The sequence below is a fragment of the Deltaproteobacteria bacterium genome, from assembly GCA_029210625.1.
Lineage (GTDB): Bacteria > Myxococcota > Myxococcia > SLRQ01 > SLRQ01 > JARGFU01.
Genome location: JARGFU010000001.1, coordinates 140585 through 155077 on the forward strand (window position 1 = coordinate 140585; position 14493 = coordinate 155077).

Below are 14493 nucleotides of genomic sequence, written 5' to 3' on the forward strand. Positions count from 1 at the left end.
CGCTCGTCAGGAGAGCGCGGCCTCGGCGGCCCGCTTGAGGGCCACCGCCTCCTCCTGCAGGTGGCGGTGCGCCGAGTGGAGGGTGTTCGAGCTGCGGCCCCGCAGGCCGAGGCGGCTGCTCGAGCGCAGGAGGGTCGCCCGTCCCTCGTCGAGGGGCTGGAGGTCGAAGGCGCAGCCCGGGATGAGCAGGGACATCGGCCAGACGGGGCGGAACTCCACGTGCCGGTTCTCGATCACCTCGACGAAGATCAGCCGGGAGCGCCAGAGCCTCCCGAGGACGAAGGCCTCGGCGTAGCAGATCGAGCCGGTCTGGAAGGGCGCGCCCCGCGTCCACTCCAGGTGCTCGTGGGCGCGGTGCCACTGCCGGTAGTTGCGGGTGTCGGAGAGGAAGATCTCGAGCTGGGCGTAGACCACCTCGGGCGGCGCCTCGATCCGGACCGCGTCCTCGAGCTTCGACATCTCACACCTCCCGGCCAAGGGTGTTCGAGTGGGCTCGATCCCAATCTAGGCCCGGCGCACCCGGGTGGCCGATCAGCGCCGGCGCTGGGCCTCGCCGGTCATGGGCACGAAGCGCACCGGGGCGATGCTCCGGGAGGTGAAGCCCTCGGGGGTGCGGGTGATCACCCGCAGGGACTGGAAGTGCTCCCCCACCGGGATGACCAGGCGCCCGCCCACCTTCAGCTGGGCCTTCAGGGGCTCGGGCACCTGCGGGGGCGCGGCGGTGACGACGATGGCGTCGAAGGGGGCCTTCTCGGGCCAGCCGGCGTAGCCGTCGCCGTGGCGGACGGTGACCGGGTAGCCCAGGGCCTTCAGCCGGGCGTCGGCCTCCTTCGCCAGGGCCTCGAGGATCTCGATGCTGTAGACCTCGGCCCCCATCCGGGCGAGGACCGCCGCCTGGTAGCCCGAGCCGGTGCCCACCTCCAGGACCCGGTCGCCTGGCTCGATCCCGGCCGCCTGGCTCATCAGGGCGACGATGTAGGGCTGGCTGATCGTCTGGCCGTGGCCGATGGGCAGGGGGTGGTCCGCGTGGGCCTCGGCCCGGTAGGCCGGCGGGACGAAGCGGTGCCGGGGGACCTCCCGCATCGCCACCAGCACCCTCGGATCGTCGATGCCCCGCTCCTCGATCTGGCTTCGGACCATGCTCGACCTCGCCGCGGCGGAGGCGTCCTTCTTCCCGGCCGGCTCACCTGAGGCGGCAGGAGAAGAGAGCAGCGCCACGATCACGAGCGCCCGGCTGAACACGCCCCGCATGGGATCCAATCTAGTCGCCCCCGGGGGGGCTGGCTCACTCCAGCCAGGTGCTGATCTTCTCCAGGAGGACCGCGCCCTGGCTCACCGGCTTCTCCCCGTGCTCCACGCTGTCGAGGAGACCCTGGAGGGAGAGGACCAGCTTCTTGCGGTGCTGGCGCACGGCGCGCTCGGCGGCCAGCGTCCCCAGGCCGAGGGTGGTGGCCAGCGCGAGCGGGGCCACCAGGAGGAGGGGGAGCCCCCCGGCCAGGACCGCCGCGACCGAGAGCCCGACCGTGCCGGCGGTGAAGCCGCTGTAGCTGCCGGCCGCCGCCGACACCCGCAGGTTCGAGAGGTCGACGGTGAGGGTGACCATCGAGCGCTCCTCGTCCAGGGACTCGATGCTCACCGCCAGGCTCCTGGCCTCGGCGAGCCGGTAGGGGCGGCCGGCGAAGTTCATGCCCCGCTGCAGCTTGCTGACGAAGCCGTCGGAGGGCTCCCAGAGGGTACGCCCGGGCTGGTTGCGGACCTTCCGCAGGCACTCCTGGGTGGTGAGGAAGCCCTCGAGCCGCCCGCTGACCTCCGCGAGGGTGCCGGGCACCACCCGGCTGACCTGCACGATGGCCGAGCCGAAGAGGAAGGTGGGCAGCTCCGCCTCCGGCGGCAGGTCGGGCACCAGGGAGAGGGCCTTCACCTCCGAGAGGGCCTGCTGCACGTGGGCCGGATCGAGGCCGACCTCCTCGCCGATCTGCAGGACCTCGGCCCGGGTGAGCTCGGCGGCGTACTCCCGGCGGCGGAACTGCAGCTCGGTCGCCCGGCGGATGACCTTCTCCAGCTCGGCCTCGGTGATGGAGTCGCGCCGATCCGGCTCGTCATGGGCACTCATCGGATCCTCTACCTGACATGTGGCGTACACGAGCGATAGGGGGCCGGCCGCCGCTCATCTGACGGCCGCGAGCGCCTCCCGCGCCCGGGCGCCGAGGGCCTCCCGGGGCAGGCCGCCGGGGTAGACGGGGAAGCCCCCGCCCTCCTCCCGGGCGGCCAGGTGGGCGAGGAGGGGCGCGCGCAGCTCGGCGGCGCCGGGCACGCCCCGACCTTGCGCCTCCCGGAGGATGGCCTCGGCGTCGAGGAGCTCGTGGAGCCCGACCTCGGCGGTGCCGATCCCACCGACGTGGCCGATGGCGCCGTCCGCCTGGCGGCGGGTCCGCAGCAGGGCGACCCAGTGGGCGACCTCCTCGTCGGCCACGCGGCCAGGGTGCTCCAGGGCCTCCCGCCAGCGCCACAGGGGCAGCTCCCGCCGGTGTTGGGGCAGGGAGAGGCCCAGGAGGAGCGCGACCGCCAGGATCACCGCCGTCTCCTCGCTCACCGGCAGGTGCGGGCCGAGGAGCCACCAGAGCGGCGCGACCCCCAGGAGGGGCAGGCAGAAGCCACCGATCACCGCGGCGGTGAGCCAGAGGGTCCCCCACCACCCCTCCCGGGCCGAGCGCTGGCGATCGAAGGTCCAGCTCCAGGCGAGGAAGCGCACCCGGGTGGTGCCCTCCATCACCATGCCACCGCCCGGCGGGCGGAGAGCGGCCAGGGCCGCCGCGAGGGTGAGCTGGGCGACCAGGGCGAGGACCGAGGTGCTCGCGAGCCAGGCCAGGCTCGCCGCGGCGGCGAGGGGCAGGATCAGGCCGGCCAGGAGGGCGAGGAGGTTCAAGGGATCCTCCTTGAGGGGAGAGGGTCTCCCTCGACTCTACCTCCGGCGGAGCGCCACGGCCTCCCCCAGGGGCGCGCGGCGCTGCGCCAGCCAGGCGCGCCGGCCCAGGGCGAAGATCACCCCCACCGCCAGGCCGGCCTCGATGCCGAGGGCGAGGGTGCCGGCGAAGGTGAGGGCCGCCTCCGCGAACTCGCCCCTCGCCTCCCGGTAGAGGCGGCGCAGCTCGGCGTGATCGAAGAGCTTGCTCACCGCCACCACGATGATCGCCGCGAGGACGGCCCTCGGCAGGTGCTCGAAGAGCGGGGTCAGGAAGAGGAGGGTCGCGAGCAGCACGACGCCGCTGACCAGGGAGGCCACCGGGCTCTTCGCGCCAGCCTGGGCGTTCACCGCCGTGCGGCCGAAGCCTCCGGTCACGGGGAAGGCGCCGACCAGGGAGCCGCCGAGGTTCGCCAGGGAGAGCCCGAGGAGCTCCCGGCGCGGATCGATCTCGTGGCCGCTGCGTCGGGCGAAGGCCCGCGCCACCGAGATCGACTCGACGTAGGCCACCAGGGCGATGGCCAGGGCCGCGCCGCCCAGCGAGCCCAGGGGGAGCCCGGTGAGGGTGGGCAGCGCCACGGCGGGGAGGCCCGCGGGCACCTCCCCCACCACGGCGATCCCCTCGGCGGCGGGCCCGAGGAGGAGGACCCCGAGGGTGGCCAGCGCCATCACGAGGAGGGCGCGGGGCAGCCGCCGGAAGGTCCGCTCCAGGACGAGCAGGAGGGCCACGCTGCCGGCGCCCAGGACCGCCGTGAGGCCGTGGACCTGGTCGAGGCGGGCGATCACCGCCCCGAGGACCTGGTGGAGGGCGTGGGTGCGGGGCAGCTCCACGCCGAGGAGGTGCCGGAGCTGGCTGGCGCCGATGATCAGGGCCGCCGCTCCGGTGAAGCCCACCAGCACCGGGTGGGTGAGGACCCGGGTGAGGCGATCCAGGCGCAGGGCCGCCATCCCCAGCATCACGATCCCCACCAGCGCGGCGAGGAGCACCGCGGCGGGGACACGGCCCGCGGGCTCGGGGGAGAGGCCGCCCACCGCCGTCCCCACCATCAGGGCGATCATCGCCGCCGGCCCGACGGCCAGCTGCCGGGAGCTGCCGACCAGGGCGTAGAGGAAGAGCGGCGCGGTGGAGGCGTAGAGCCCGACCACCGGGGGCAGCCCCGCCAGCATGGCGTAGGCCATCCCCTGGGGGATGAGCAGCACCGCCGTGGTGAGCCCGGCGCTGAGGTCCCCGGGCAGGTCCTCGCGGCGATAGCCCTTCAGCCAAGGGGGGACGAGCACTAGGGATCGCTGCCCCTAGGGGCGCGCCTCGGAGATCGGCTCCTCGCGCAGCGAGGTGGCCTCGGCGCCCTTCGGGGCGGGCTCCGGCCGGAAGACGTTGACCGGGATCTTGAAGTAGCGCAGCAGCCGGCCGCCGCCGACGTTCACCTGCACGCTCTGGAAGAGCAGCCGGGGCGAGGAGAGGCCCGCGTCCCGCTGGCTGCGGAAGGCGACGAAGTCCGCTCGCGAGCGGGAGGCCGGCAGCTGGACGTTCGAGGCCTTCTGAGCGGCGAGGGTCGTCTCCCAGGCGAGCTCCCGGCCGCCGGGCTGGTAGTCGTGCCCGACGAAGACCCGAGTCTCGTCCGGCAGCGCGTAGAGGCGCCCGGTGATCGAGTCGTAGAGGTCCTCGGCGCTCCCCCCGGGGAAGTCGCAGCGGCCGGTCCCCATGTCGGGCATGAAGAGGGCGTCGCCGGTGAAGATCGCGTCCTCGAAGAGGTAGGTGACGCAGGCCGGGGTGTGGCCCGGCGTCGAGATGACCTCGAAGGCGAGCTTCCCGGCCTCGACCACCTCACCGTCCTCGAGGAGGAGATCGAACTGGCTGCCGTCGGTGGCGAAGTCCGCGGGCAGCTCGAAGACCTTCTGGAAGACCTGCTGCACCTCGGTGATCCGGCGGCCGATGGCCAGGCGGGCCCCGGGGAAGCGGGCCTTGAGCTCCTGCGCCCCGGAGAGGTGATCGGCGTGGGCGTGGGTCTCGAGGATCAGGTGGAGCTTCAGCCCCTCGGCCTCGAGGAAGGCCGCCACCTTCTCCACCGGCCCGGCGCTGACCCGCGACTCGACCGTGTCGAGCGCGAGGACCGGATCGATCACCACGGCGTCACCGCTCTCGGGCTCGAACACCACGTAGGTGAAGGTGGAGGTGGCCTCGTCGTGGAAGGTCTCGATCTGCATGGGAGCGGCTCCTGCCTTCGAAGATCAGGGGGCGATCCGGCTCCAGCCGATCATCCCGCCCTGGAGGTTGTGGACGGTCGCGAAGCCCATCTGCATGAGGGCCATCGTCGCCCGGGCCGAGCGGGCGCCGGAGCGGCAGACCATCACCAGGGGCGGGTCGCGGTCCCAGGTGGAGGCGGCCTGGATCAGGCTCCCCAGGGGCACCAGCTCGGCGCCTTCGATGTGCCCGGCCTCGTACTCGTAGGGCTCCCGCACGTCGATGACCCGCAGGCCGTGGTCGGGCTTCTCGAGCTGCCCGGCCAGCCATCCAGGGCCGGTCTGGGAGATCCCTCCCATCACCCGGGGCACTCCGTCGAGGTCGCTGGCTCCACCCATCCGTCTCTGGAAATCGAAGAGCATCCGGCTCTCTCCTCCAAGGCTCCAAATGGAGATTGATTCTCAACAGACAAGAGCCTGCGCCGGCCCCCGAGGATTCACCAGCCGGCATTTTCCCGGGTGGCCCTCGGGAAAATCTAGGGGGCGGAGGCCCGTGCTACCCTGGTTTGCGCAGATGAAGTGGACCCTCGCCATCCTCACCGTGGTCCTGTTCTTCATGGCCGCCGGCTCACTGGTGGAGCGCCGCGAGGCGTCCCCGCCCGAGGTGGCGGCCGCGGAGCCGCCGCCGCCCGCCGGCCTCGAGGACCTCCAGGCGGGCCTGCGGCTCCTCGAGGCGGGCGACTACGACGCGGCTCAGCCCCCCCTCCTGCGGGCGGCGGCCAGCCCCGAGGCCACCCTGGCGGAGGAGGCGAGAGAGGGCCTGCTCACCTGCGAACGCGAGCTCCTCACCCTCGGCCTCCTCGAGTCGGTCCCCGAGGCCCTGCGCGAGGGCGACCTTGCGCGGGCGCGCCACCTGCTCGCCGAGGTGCCGGAGGCGAGCAAGCTCCACGAGGAGAGCCAGCGCGACCTCGCCGCCCTCTCCTCCCTGGCGGAGGGGCTCGGGAAGATGGAGGAGCCCTCCCGGCTGGAGGTCCTCCGGCACGTCCGGGCGCTCGCCGACGAGCACCCCCGCGCCTCACAGCTCGTCGAGGCGCTCCACCCGAGGCTGGAGGCGGAGCTGCGCCAGCTCCGGGACGCCGCCCACCGCAGCTTCGAGCGTGACCCCGAGAGCGCGGAGGAGCTCGCCCGGCGGGGCCTGAGCTTCGCCCCGGCCTTCGGCGAGAAGAGCTCCCTCGTCCTCGTCGACCTGCAGGCGATCGTCGATCGGTTCGAGGCGCTGCCCCCGGCGCCGGCGGCGCCCCCGCCGGGGAGCTCGGCGGCCCGCACCGAGCCGGGCATCGCGCTGGCGCTGCGCGCCTTCGACGGCGAGCGCTTCGAAGAGGCCCGCAAGTTCCTCTGGGACGTCGGCAACCACGGCTCGAACGCGGGCGCCCGGCAGGAGGCCAGCCGCCTGAGCGTCGCCGTCGCCGAGTTCCTGCCCGACTTCCAGAGCGGGATGACCGCCCTGCGCCGGGGTGAGGCGGACGAGGCCATCGAGGACCTCACCCGGGCCGAGCAGACCATCGAGACGATCTCCCCCGGGGGCGCGCTGCGAGGGCGCCTCCGGCAGCAGCTCTCCCTCCTCCACGTGGGGCAGGGCAAGGCGGCCGCCGAGCTGGGGATGCCCCGGGAGGCCCGCGCCCACTTCCGGGCCGCCCTCGAGCTCGAGCCCGACAACCTCGAGGCGAAGCTCGGGATGGCCGCGACGAAGAGCCGGAAGAAGCCGCGCTGATTGCGTCCTGGCCCGCGGGGAACACCCTCTACCTCTCGACTCTCGATCCGGAGGTGACCCCATGACCGCGCGCCGACCCGCCCTCGCCCTCGCCCTGCTGCTCGCCACGAGCCTCACCGCCTGCAACGATCCCGCCGAGGGCAAGCCCGCGGCGAAGACCGAGGCCGCCGCCTCGGCCACGCCTCCCGCGGCGCCCGCCACCACCGGCGCACCCGCCCCCGCGGCCGCGGCCGCGGCGATCCCCGAGGGGGCCGTCGCCTTCGATCAGCGCGCCGGCACGATCCAGTGGGTCGGCAGCAAGGTGACCGGCTCGCACCTGGGCGGCTTCGAGCGCTTCCACGGCTGGATCCAGCACGATCCCGGGAGCGGCAGCTACGCCTTCGAGGTGGTCATCGACATGGCCTCGGTGACGAGCGACTCGGGAGGCCTCACCCGCCACCTGCAGAGCGGCGACTTCTTCCTGGTCTCCGAGCACCCCACCGCGACCTTCCGGACCACCGAGCCCATCCTCCCCTCGGAGGGGAAGGCGACGGTCGTCGGCGAGCTCACCCTGCGGGGCGTGACGAAGAAGCTCTCCTTCCCCGCCGAGATCTCGGTGCGCGAGGACGGCTACACCTTCAAGAGCGAGTTCACCCTCGAGCGCTTCGACTGGGGCGTCGCCTACGAGGGCGCGGCCGACGACCTCATCCGCAACGCCGTGGTCGTGAAGCTCGCCTTCGAGTCGACGCTCTAGGGCCGGTAGACGTCGAAGCGCACGGACTTCCCGGCGAGCACGAAGTCCGGCTTGCGGCCGTCGGGGCCCGCCTCGGGGTCGTGCAGGCGGCGCTTGACCACCACCCGCTCCCGGGCCCGCGCGAGTGCCAGCCGGACGAGCTCCTCGTGGGGCGACTCGTCGTGCCCCACCAGCTCGGCCAGGTAGCGGGCGCGCTTGTTGGGCAGGGCCTTCTTGCTGCGCTCGGGGAAGATCGGGTCGAGGTAGATGACGTCGTAGAGGCCCTCCTGCTCCAGGATCAGTCGCGCCTCGGCGCGGACCGCCTCCACCTCTCCCGGGGCGTCGGGCGCCGGGCCGAGGCGCCGGAGGCCGTCCACGAGGATCTCGAAGACCAGCGGGTGCCGCTCGCAGAGGGTCACCGAGCAGCCCAGCGCCGCGAGGGTGAGACCGTCGAGGCCGAAGCCCGCGGTGGCGTCGAGGACGGTGATGCCGGGCGCCGCCTTGCAGGCCCGGGCCAGCAGCAGCTTCTTGCCCTGCTGTAGCCGCCGCTTCAGATCCTGGGGCCGCAGCATCGCGCCGCCGCGCTCGCCGTCCTTGCAGAGCTGCAGCCCCGAAGGCAGCTCGTCGACGTGAAAGCCCATCCGCTCCGCCTCTCTGTGGACTCGACCGGGGAATCCTACCATGTCCGATCGAGGTCCATCAGAAGCGAAGGGCGAGGACGAGCCGCTCGGAGAGATGCCACACCGCACCCTCGGGGAAGGAGACCCAGGCCCCGTCGATCACCAGCAGGAGCCCCAGCGCCTTGCCGATCCGCCACTCGAGCGAGCCGGCGAGGAGCGGGGAGACCGGGAAGCCCGCCGAGGAGCGGTCGTTGGGGTCGGTGGAGGCCGGCAGGCCCAGGAGCTCCCGGCTCGCCACCAGCGCGCCGATCCGCAGGCCCGCGCCCAGGGCCGGGCGAAGAGGCGCCCGATCGTCGAGGAAGCGATACATCCCCACCACCGCGACGGCGGCCTGCGCCCAGCTCGCCTTCCCCTCCTCGATGCCGCGGGAGAGGCTCCCCTCGAGGCGCAGCGCCCAGGCCGGAGCGAGGCCGAGCTGGAAGCCCAGGTGCTGGACGACCCCCACGGCCGCCCCCCCGGGCCCCACGGCCTCCACCGGGCCGACCCCCAGCTCGACGCGCAGACCCCAGCCCAGGAGGCCGTCCTCGGCCCGGGCCTGCGTGGCGCCGAGCAGGCCGACCAGGGTCAGGAGGTGGAGAGCTCGCCTCACCTTCGCCGCTCTCGCTCGTGGGCCAGGCGGGTGAGGGCCACCTGCATGATGCTCTCGACCTGCCGGGCGCAGCGCTCGACGTAGGCCTCGTCCGCGGCGGCCTCCTCCCCCTGCCGATCGAAGTGGATGGGCTCGAGGACCTCGATCAGGATCTTCGAGGGCCAGGGCAGGTAGAGGAGCTGCGGCCCCACGACCACGCCCCAGGGCAGGCAGAGGGTGATCGGCCAGACCTTCACCCGCAGCAGGCGGTCGGCCCGCAGCAGGCGCGCCAACCGGCGGCCGTCGGTGAGCACCCGGAAGGTGGCGTGCGCGCCCGCGGCCACCACCGGCACCAGGGGCACACCCCCGCGCAGGGCCAGGCGGACGTAGCCGCGCCGGCCGCCGAAGACGATCCGATCCCGATCCCGGTAGGGGCGCATGGCCTCGTAGTCGCCGCCCGGGTAGACCAGCACCTTGTGGCCGGCCTCGAAGAGGCGCAGGCCGTTCTCGTGGCTCGCCCGCACCGCGCCCAGGGGGGCGGTGATCTCGTTGAGCACGGGCAGGGAGATCGCGAACTCGTGGCCGAGGCCGTAGGGCATCCCGGCCAGCCCCAGCTCGCGGTAGACGGCCGCCCCGAAGAGGAAGGCCTCGGGGATCATCAGGCCGCCGTTGTGGTTTCCCACGTAGAGGGCCGCCCCCGGGGGGATCCGCTCCAGGCCGCTGACCTCGGCCCGGTAGTAGGGCTCGAGCACCCCCTCCACGATCCGCACGAAGCGCTCGAGCCAGCGCTCGTCCCGGTTGTCCAGGCTGTCGATGTCGAAGCGGGGCACGGCAGCACACTCTCGGCGCAGAACGGGTGCCAGGTCCAGGGGGCGGCCCCGGGAACTCGTCAGGACCACCTGACATTCATGCAGGAATTTTACAACTACAATAGATTTGGGTCCGCTCCTGGCTGGAAGGAGCGGGATCGTCGACGGCGGGGCGCCGCCGACGGAAGAGACGTCAACATCAGGGGAACACAGATGAAGAAGAACTGCTGGGAATCGACCTCCTGTGGCAGGGAGCCGGGAGGCAAGAAGAGCTCGGAGCTGGGCGTCTGCCCGGCCGCGACCGAGAAGCGGACCGACGGGATCAACAGCGGCAAGAACGGTGGGCGGGCCTGCTGGGCGGTCACCGGCACCCTCTGCGGCGGCCAGGTGCAGGGCTCCTACGCCATCAAGCTCTCCAACTGCATGGCCTGCGACTTCTACCAGCAGGTGAAGGCGGAAGAGGGGAGCGCCTACGTCTACTCCCGCAAGATCGTCGCTCAGCTGAGCTAGACCGCGCCAAGGACCGGGCCTTTTGGGGTAGGGTGCCACGCGCCGTGAGCACCCACGAGATCAGCACCATGAAGCGCGCCACCCTCCCCGGCCGCATCGCCGCCCTCTGGGGCGTGGCGGGGGTCGTGCTGCTCTGCACCAGCGCGATCGTTCGCCTGGCCCCCCTGGCCTGGGAGCCGATCCGGACGGGGGAGCTTCTCTGGTGGCACGGCCTCCTCTACGCCCTGAGCGTCGTCCTGATGGCCTACTCGGAGGGCTACAAGGGCTTCCAGAAGGCCTTCGCCCCCCGGGTGGTGAGCCGGGCGGCTCACCTCGCCCGCGACCCTCGCCTCCTCCACGCGCTGCTGGCCCCCTTCTTCTGCATGGCCCTCTTCCACGCCCCCCGCCGCCGGAAGATCGTCTCCTGGTCGATCACCACCGGGGTGATCCTCCTGATCGTGCTGGTGCGCCTGACCCCTCAGCCCTGGCGCGGCATCATCGACGCCGGGGTGGTGGTGGGCCTCGGCTGGGGCGTGGCGGCGATCCTCGCCTTCGCCCTGCGCACGCTGATGGGCGCACCGCCGCCGGCCGCGCCCGAGCTGCCCGAGCCGGCCGCTGGCTAGAATCAGGTGGTGAAGTTGACCGCCCGCTCCAGGTCGCTGGGGTTGGTGGCCGCCTCCTTGGCGACATCCAGGGTGACCTTCCCCTGGGAGAGCAGCTCCGCCAGGTGCTGATCGAAGGACTGGGTGCCGAGCAGGCCCCGGTTCTTCTCCAGGTAGTCCTTGATCTCGCCGGTGCGCTCCTCGTCCCGGATGAACTCCTGGATCGAGCGGGTGGTGAGCATCACCTCGCAGGCCACCACCCGGCCCGACCCCTGGGCCGGCGGTAGCAGGCGCTGGGAGACGGTCGACTTGAGGGCGTCGGCCAGCCGGGCGCGCACGCCGTGATGGGCCTCGGGGGGATAGGCCCCGAGCAGGCGGTTGATGGTGCGGACCGCGTCCTGGGTGTGCACCGTGGAGAGGACCAGGTGGCCGGTCTCGGCGGCCTTCAGCGCGATCTCGATGGTCTCGATGTCGCGCATCTCACCGAGCATGATCACGTCGGGGTCCTGGCGCAGCGAGGCCTTGAGCGCCGCCGCGAAGGAGGGCGTGTCGGGGCCGATCTCCCGCTGGGTCACCCGGGAGAGCTTGTCCTCGTGGAAGAACTCGATGGGGTCCTCGATGGTGAGGACGTGCTTGCGCTCGTGGGCGTTGATGTAGCCCACGATGGCCGCCAGGGTGCTGGACTTGCCCGAGCCGGTGACGCCGGTGACCAGCACCAGGCCCCGCTCGGTCTGGGCCACCTTCTCGAGCACCGCCGGGAGGTTGAGGCTGGCGAAGCTCGGGACGTCGTAGGGGATGGCCCGCAGGATGATCCCGAGGTTGCCCTCGCTCCGGAAGATGCTGGCCCGGAAGCGCGCCACCCCCGGCAGGGCGTAGGAGGCGTCGTGCTCGGTGAGCTCCTCGAGGCTGCCCTTGTAGCGGGAGCGGCTCAGGATGTGCCCGGCGACCCGCTGGGTGTCCTCGGCCGAGAGGGCGGGGACCTTCACGGCGAGGAGCTCTCCGTTCACTCGCAGCGCGGGCGACGCGCCGACCTTGAAGTGGATGTCCGACGCGCCGGTGTTCACCGAGGCGCCCAGGAAGCGGTTGAAACTCTCGAGCTCCATCGTGCTCTCCTCTCGCCTAGCGCATCCCGAGCTCGAAGGCCTTCGCGGCCGTGAGCTCGTCGTTGGTCTTCCGCAGCCGCTCGGCGAGCGTCTGGCAGAAGCCCCGGTAGATCTTCCGGGCCAGGGTGTCGTCCGCGGCCAGCACCTTCTCGAAGGCGTCCCGCTCCATCACCAGCAGGCGGGCGTCCCTCGTCACCCGCACCCGGGCGCTGGTGAGCATGTCGTCGACCAGGGCCATCTCGCCGAAGATCTGCCCGGGGCCGAGGCGGCCGAGCTCCTCGTCGTCGCCGTCCCCGTCGGTGTCCTCGCCGCGGGTGACCAGGACCTCGCCCTCGATGATCACGTAGAGGGCATCCCCCAGGGCGCCCCGCTCGATCACGACCTCCCCGGCGGGCACGTCGCGGTGCGCGGCGATCTCCCCCAGGCGGGTGGTCTCGTCGAAGTTCAGCTGCGAGAAGATGCGGAGCTTCTGGAGCAGCTCCACCCCCTCCACCTCACCGAGTGCATTGTCCACGGCTCACCTCCGAGGCCGGCATCATGGCCCGAACCGCTCCCGTGGATCCAGCTTCAGGGGCAGAGGTCGACGGTGAAGAAGCCCTCGGCGTGGTGACCCTCGTAGGAGGTCTTCAGGCCGGCGGTCACGGTGGTCTCGGTGATCTCGGTGACGATGATCCCGCCGGTGGTGCCGATCATGTTCACCCCGGGCTCGGTCACGAAGGTCGCGTTCAGGTGCAGCCCGTAGAGGTGCTCCCCGAGGGTCGTGGGGACGTTCACGAGCATGTAGGGCGGGTCCGGCTCGGTGAACTCGTCACAGGAGGTGTAGGGGGCGGCGTGGAGCTTGGAGAACCAGCCCTCGGCGTCGGAGAGGAAGGCGTTGGTGCTCCCCTGGACGAAGGTCCAGGGCTGCCCGGCGATCTCCCCGCTCAAGACCTGATCGGCGACGGTGAAGGCCGTCCCGTCGTCGTCCTCCGGTGCGCCGCAGGCGGCGAGCGCGAGGACCAGCGAGGGGAGGAGGAAGAGGCGCCGGCGCATTCTCCCCCCTACTCGCAGACCTGATCCCGCCGGATGCACTGCTTGGGCAGGTAGAAGAGCTCCGGATCGTCCCAGAGCCGGGCGCAGCGGTAGCCCTGACCACAGGCGGCGTCCGTGGTGCAGGCCACCCCGCAGGCCGCCCCCTCCGAGTAGGCGAGGCAGTAGTTGCCGCCGGCGCCGCAGTCGGCGTCGGTCTCGCAGCCCGAGCACATCATCGTCTGCCCGCCGTTGGGGTTCAGCTGGGGATCCTGATCGATGCCGTGGACCCCGTAGTGGACATCCCAGAAGTCCTTGTTCACGCCCCGCAGGAGGGTCAGCCAGGAGAGGGGGTAGTGGGTGCCGTCCTCCTCGGTGATGGTGAACCAGAAGAGCAGCTCGTGGATCAACTGGTAGCCGGCCGAGAAGGGGGTGGTGTTCACCGTGGTGACCATGTCGACGTTGTCGAAGGTCTTCGCGGGGTTCTTCATCATGTCGTCGACGTAGGAGCGGTAGGAGTTGCAGCCGTCGAAGATGAAGATCTGGTACTTGCTCGCCAGCGGCAGGTCGGCGAAGGCGCTGGCCCGCAGCTCGTAGCGCGGGTGGTAGTCCAGCAGGAAGCCGGCGCCCTCACCGGCGTGGCCCGAGTAGACGACGATGTCCCGGGCGGCGAAGGAGGCGGCCATGGCCTGGGAGAGGACGCCCTGATCGCCACCCCCGTCCATCTCGGCGGTGTAGACGTAGACGTTCACGGCCACCTCCTTGCCCTCGACCTTCAGGGTCCGGGTGAAGGGCTCGGACTCGAGGGTGAGGCTCTCGAGGCTGGTGGCGCTCGGGTGGGTCCAGCCCCCCTCCAGGAGGTACTCGACCGTCCACTTCGCGGTCTCGAGGTCGTAGCGCTCGGTGTTGTAGTCGCCGCCGAAGTGGATCGCGATGTCGAAGATCCCGTCGGCGAAGAGCTCGTCGTACTTGGGGAAGGCGTCGCGGCTCTCCGAGCCGGCGATGGTGACGGTCACCTGCTCGCCGGTCGCCTCACCCCAGTCCTTCACCTCGACCACGAAGGTGCGCGGATCGTTGGACTCGGGGGCGACCTTGCTCATCAGGAGGTTGTGCCCGATGAACTCCATCTCGAAGGGGAAGACCGCCCGGGTGGCGTCCACCACCGTGGCGGCCTCCGCGCTGGCGTTGTTGCGCTTGAAGTAGGTGAAGAACTCGTTGGCCCCCTCGGGGAGCTCGGCGTTGGCGTCGCGCTCCACCTGCTGGATGTGGCTCTTCACCGCCCGGCCGACGGTACCCAGGCGCGCGGCGACCAGGCGCTCGAGGGTGGCCGTCTGCTCCTCGGGCGTCTGGGTGGCGTAGTCCGCCGGCAAGGTGGCGTGGGCCTCGCCGGAGAGGACGTACTCGCGGGCGGTGTCCGAGACGTAGTTGTCGGTCTTCCCGTCGCCCAGCGGCGGCAGGGCGTGAGGGCCCTCGGGGTTCTCCCCCGGGCAGCCCACGGAGAGGGCGAGGGGTGCGAGGAGGGCGAGAGCGAGGACCGACGCGAGCCGCATGGGGACTCCTTCTTTGGCCGGCGCCGCCGGCCCACGAGAGTATCCGGACAGTCTATCA

Annotated in this window: 18 protein-coding genes; 4 read left to right on the top strand and 14 right to left on the bottom strand. The window is 72.0% G+C overall.

All coding sequences use genetic code 11. The features are described 5' to 3' along the window. Nucleotides 1-6: 6 nt before the first annotated feature. The 7 genes from P1V51_00630 to P1V51_00660 all read right to left on the bottom strand — a co-directional run bounded on the left by P1V51_00630 (nt 7) and on the right by P1V51_00660 (nt 5566). On the bottom strand, nt 7-459 hold the full coding sequence (locus P1V51_00630) for an SRPBCC family protein (GenBank protein ID MDF1561511.1): 453 nt from the start codon (nt 457-459) through the stop codon (nt 7-9). Nucleotides 460-531: 72 nt separating this feature from the next. Then, on the bottom strand, nt 532-1251 hold the full coding sequence (locus P1V51_00635) for a protein-L-isoaspartate(D-aspartate) O-methyltransferase (protein MDF1561512.1): 720 nt from the start codon (nt 1249-1251) through the stop codon (nt 532-534). Nucleotides 1252-1285: 34 nt separating this feature from the next. Next, on the bottom strand, nt 1286-2113 hold the full coding sequence (locus P1V51_00640) for a hypothetical protein (GenBank protein MDF1561513.1): 828 nt from the start codon (nt 2111-2113) through the stop codon (nt 1286-1288). 54 nt (nt 2114-2167) lie between these two features. Then, a complete protein-coding gene (locus P1V51_00645; protein ID MDF1561514.1) occupies nt 2168-2926 on the bottom strand; it encodes a hypothetical protein in 759 nt (252 codons plus the stop codon). 36 nt (nt 2927-2962) lie between these two features. Then, nucleotides 2963-4240, bottom strand: a complete 1278-nt coding sequence (locus P1V51_00650) for a SulP family inorganic anion transporter (GenBank protein ID MDF1561515.1) — start codon at nt 4238-4240, stop codon at nt 2963-2965. Nucleotides 4241-4255: 15 nt separating this feature from the next. Further along, nucleotides 4256-5167 carry an MBL fold metallo-hydrolase gene (locus P1V51_00655; GenBank protein ID MDF1561516.1) on the bottom strand — a complete coding sequence of 304 codons (912 nt, stop codon included), beginning with the start codon at nt 5165-5167 and terminating at the stop codon, nt 4256-4258. 24 nt (nt 5168-5191) lie between these two features. Further along, entirely contained in the window at nt 5192-5566 is a 375-nt protein-coding gene (locus P1V51_00660) for a rhodanese-like domain-containing protein (GenBank protein ID MDF1561517.1), read from the bottom strand. 151 nt (nt 5567-5717) lie between these two features. On the opposite strand from P1V51_00660, the gene P1V51_00665 reads away from it, so the two are divergent. Beyond that, complete coding sequence (locus tag P1V51_00665; GenBank protein ID MDF1561518.1) at nt 5718-6914, top strand: tetratricopeptide repeat protein; 1197 nt, start codon at nt 5718-5720, stop codon at nt 6912-6914. Between the two features lie 61 nt (nt 6915-6975). Then, on the top strand, nt 6976-7647 hold the full coding sequence (locus tag P1V51_00670) for a YceI family protein (protein MDF1561519.1): 672 nt from the start codon (nt 6976-6978) through the stop codon (nt 7645-7647). Here P1V51_00670 and P1V51_00675 read toward each other — a convergent pair. From P1V51_00675 to P1V51_00685, 3 genes are read right to left on the bottom strand one after another with little or no spacing between them, the layout of a single operon-like run. Then, entirely contained in the window at nt 7644-8267 is a 624-nt protein-coding gene (locus tag P1V51_00675; protein ID MDF1561520.1) for a class I SAM-dependent methyltransferase, read from the bottom strand. The two genes, P1V51_00670 and P1V51_00675, sit on opposite strands and share 4 nt — an antisense overlap. A gap of 58 nt (nt 8268-8325) precedes the next feature. Continuing rightward, nucleotides 8326-8895, bottom strand: coding sequence for a hypothetical protein (locus P1V51_00680; protein ID MDF1561521.1), 570 nt, complete (start codon nt 8893-8895; stop codon nt 8326-8328). Then, complete coding sequence (locus P1V51_00685; protein MDF1561522.1) at nt 8892-9704, bottom strand: lysophospholipid acyltransferase family protein; 813 nt, start codon at nt 9702-9704, stop codon at nt 8892-8894. The genes P1V51_00680 and P1V51_00685 overlap by 4 nt, the downstream gene beginning before the upstream one ends. A 192-nt stretch (nt 9705-9896) precedes the next feature. On the opposite strand from P1V51_00685, the gene P1V51_00690 reads away from it, so the two are divergent. Both P1V51_00690 and P1V51_00695 read left to right on the top strand, forming a co-directional pair. Continuing rightward, entirely contained in the window at nt 9897-10193 is a 297-nt protein-coding gene (locus P1V51_00690) for a hypothetical protein (GenBank protein MDF1561523.1), read from the top strand. Between the two features lie 44 nt (nt 10194-10237). Next, a complete protein-coding gene (locus P1V51_00695) occupies nt 10238-10795 on the top strand; it encodes a hypothetical protein (protein MDF1561524.1) in 558 nt (185 codons plus the stop codon). A 2-nt stretch (nt 10796-10797) separates the two neighbouring features. On the opposite strand, the gene P1V51_00700 is transcribed toward P1V51_00695, so the two are convergent. Genes P1V51_00700 through P1V51_00715 form a run of 4 tightly spaced genes read right to left on the bottom strand, consistent with a single transcriptional unit; the run spans nt 10798 to nt 14435 of the window. Beyond that, the gene (locus tag P1V51_00700) at nt 10798-11877 is read right to left on the bottom strand and encodes a PilT/PilU family type 4a pilus ATPase (protein MDF1561525.1); all 1080 of its coding nucleotides are present in this window, start codon (nt 11875-11877) and stop codon (nt 10798-10800) included. Between the two features lie 16 nt (nt 11878-11893). Continuing rightward, nucleotides 11894-12391, bottom strand: a complete 498-nt coding sequence (locus P1V51_00705; protein MDF1561526.1) for a cyclic nucleotide-binding domain-containing protein — start codon at nt 12389-12391, stop codon at nt 11894-11896. 53 nt (nt 12392-12444) lie between these two features. Beyond that, nucleotides 12445-12909 (bottom strand): hypothetical protein, encoded by a 465-nt coding sequence (locus P1V51_00710; protein ID MDF1561527.1) that lies wholly within the window; start codon nt 12907-12909, stop codon nt 12445-12447. An 8-nt stretch (nt 12910-12917) separates the two neighbouring features. Then, nucleotides 12918-14435: a hypothetical protein gene (locus tag P1V51_00715; protein MDF1561528.1), complete on the bottom strand. Its 1518-nt coding sequence runs from the start codon at nt 14433-14435 to the stop codon at nt 12918-12920. Nucleotides 14436-14493: the final 58 nt, after the last annotated feature.

Excerpts from the sequence above, each read along its gene's own strand:
- P1V51_00630 (MDF1561511.1), bottom strand. The coding sequence starts at position 459 with ATGTCGAAGCTCGAGGACGCGGTCCGGATCGAGGCGCCGCCCGAGGTG.
- P1V51_00715 (MDF1561528.1), bottom strand. The coding sequence starts at position 14,435 with ATGCGGCTCGCGTCGGTCCTCGCTCTCGCCCTCCTCGCACCCCTCGCC.
- P1V51_00710 (MDF1561527.1), bottom strand. The coding sequence starts at position 12,909 with ATGCGCCGGCGCCTCTTCCTCCTCCCCTCGCTGGTCCTCGCGCTCGCC.
- P1V51_00655 (MDF1561516.1), bottom strand. The coding sequence starts at position 5,167 with ATGCAGATCGAGACCTTCCACGACGAGGCCACCTCCACCTTCACCTAC.
- P1V51_00700 (MDF1561525.1), bottom strand. The coding sequence starts at position 11,877 with ATGGAGCTCGAGAGTTTCAACCGCTTCCTGGGCGCCTCGGTGAACACC.
- P1V51_00635 (MDF1561512.1), bottom strand. The coding sequence starts at position 1,251 with ATGCGGGGCGTGTTCAGCCGGGCGCTCGTGATCGTGGCGCTGCTCTCT.
- P1V51_00675 (MDF1561520.1), bottom strand. The coding sequence starts at position 8,267 with ATGGGCTTTCACGTCGACGAGCTGCCTTCGGGGCTGCAGCTCTGCAAG.
- P1V51_00670 (MDF1561519.1), top strand. The coding sequence starts at position 6,976 with ATGACCGCGCGCCGACCCGCCCTCGCCCTCGCCCTGCTGCTCGCCACG.
- P1V51_00640 (MDF1561513.1), bottom strand. The coding sequence starts at position 2,113 with ATGAGTGCCCATGACGAGCCGGATCGGCGCGACTCCATCACCGAGGCC.
- P1V51_00690 (MDF1561523.1), top strand. The coding sequence starts at position 9,897 with ATGAAGAAGAACTGCTGGGAATCGACCTCCTGTGGCAGGGAGCCGGGA.
- P1V51_00665 (MDF1561518.1), top strand. The coding sequence starts at position 5,718 with ATGAAGTGGACCCTCGCCATCCTCACCGTGGTCCTGTTCTTCATGGCC.
- P1V51_00660 (MDF1561517.1), bottom strand. The coding sequence starts at position 5,566 with ATGCTCTTCGATTTCCAGAGACGGATGGGTGGAGCCAGCGACCTCGAC.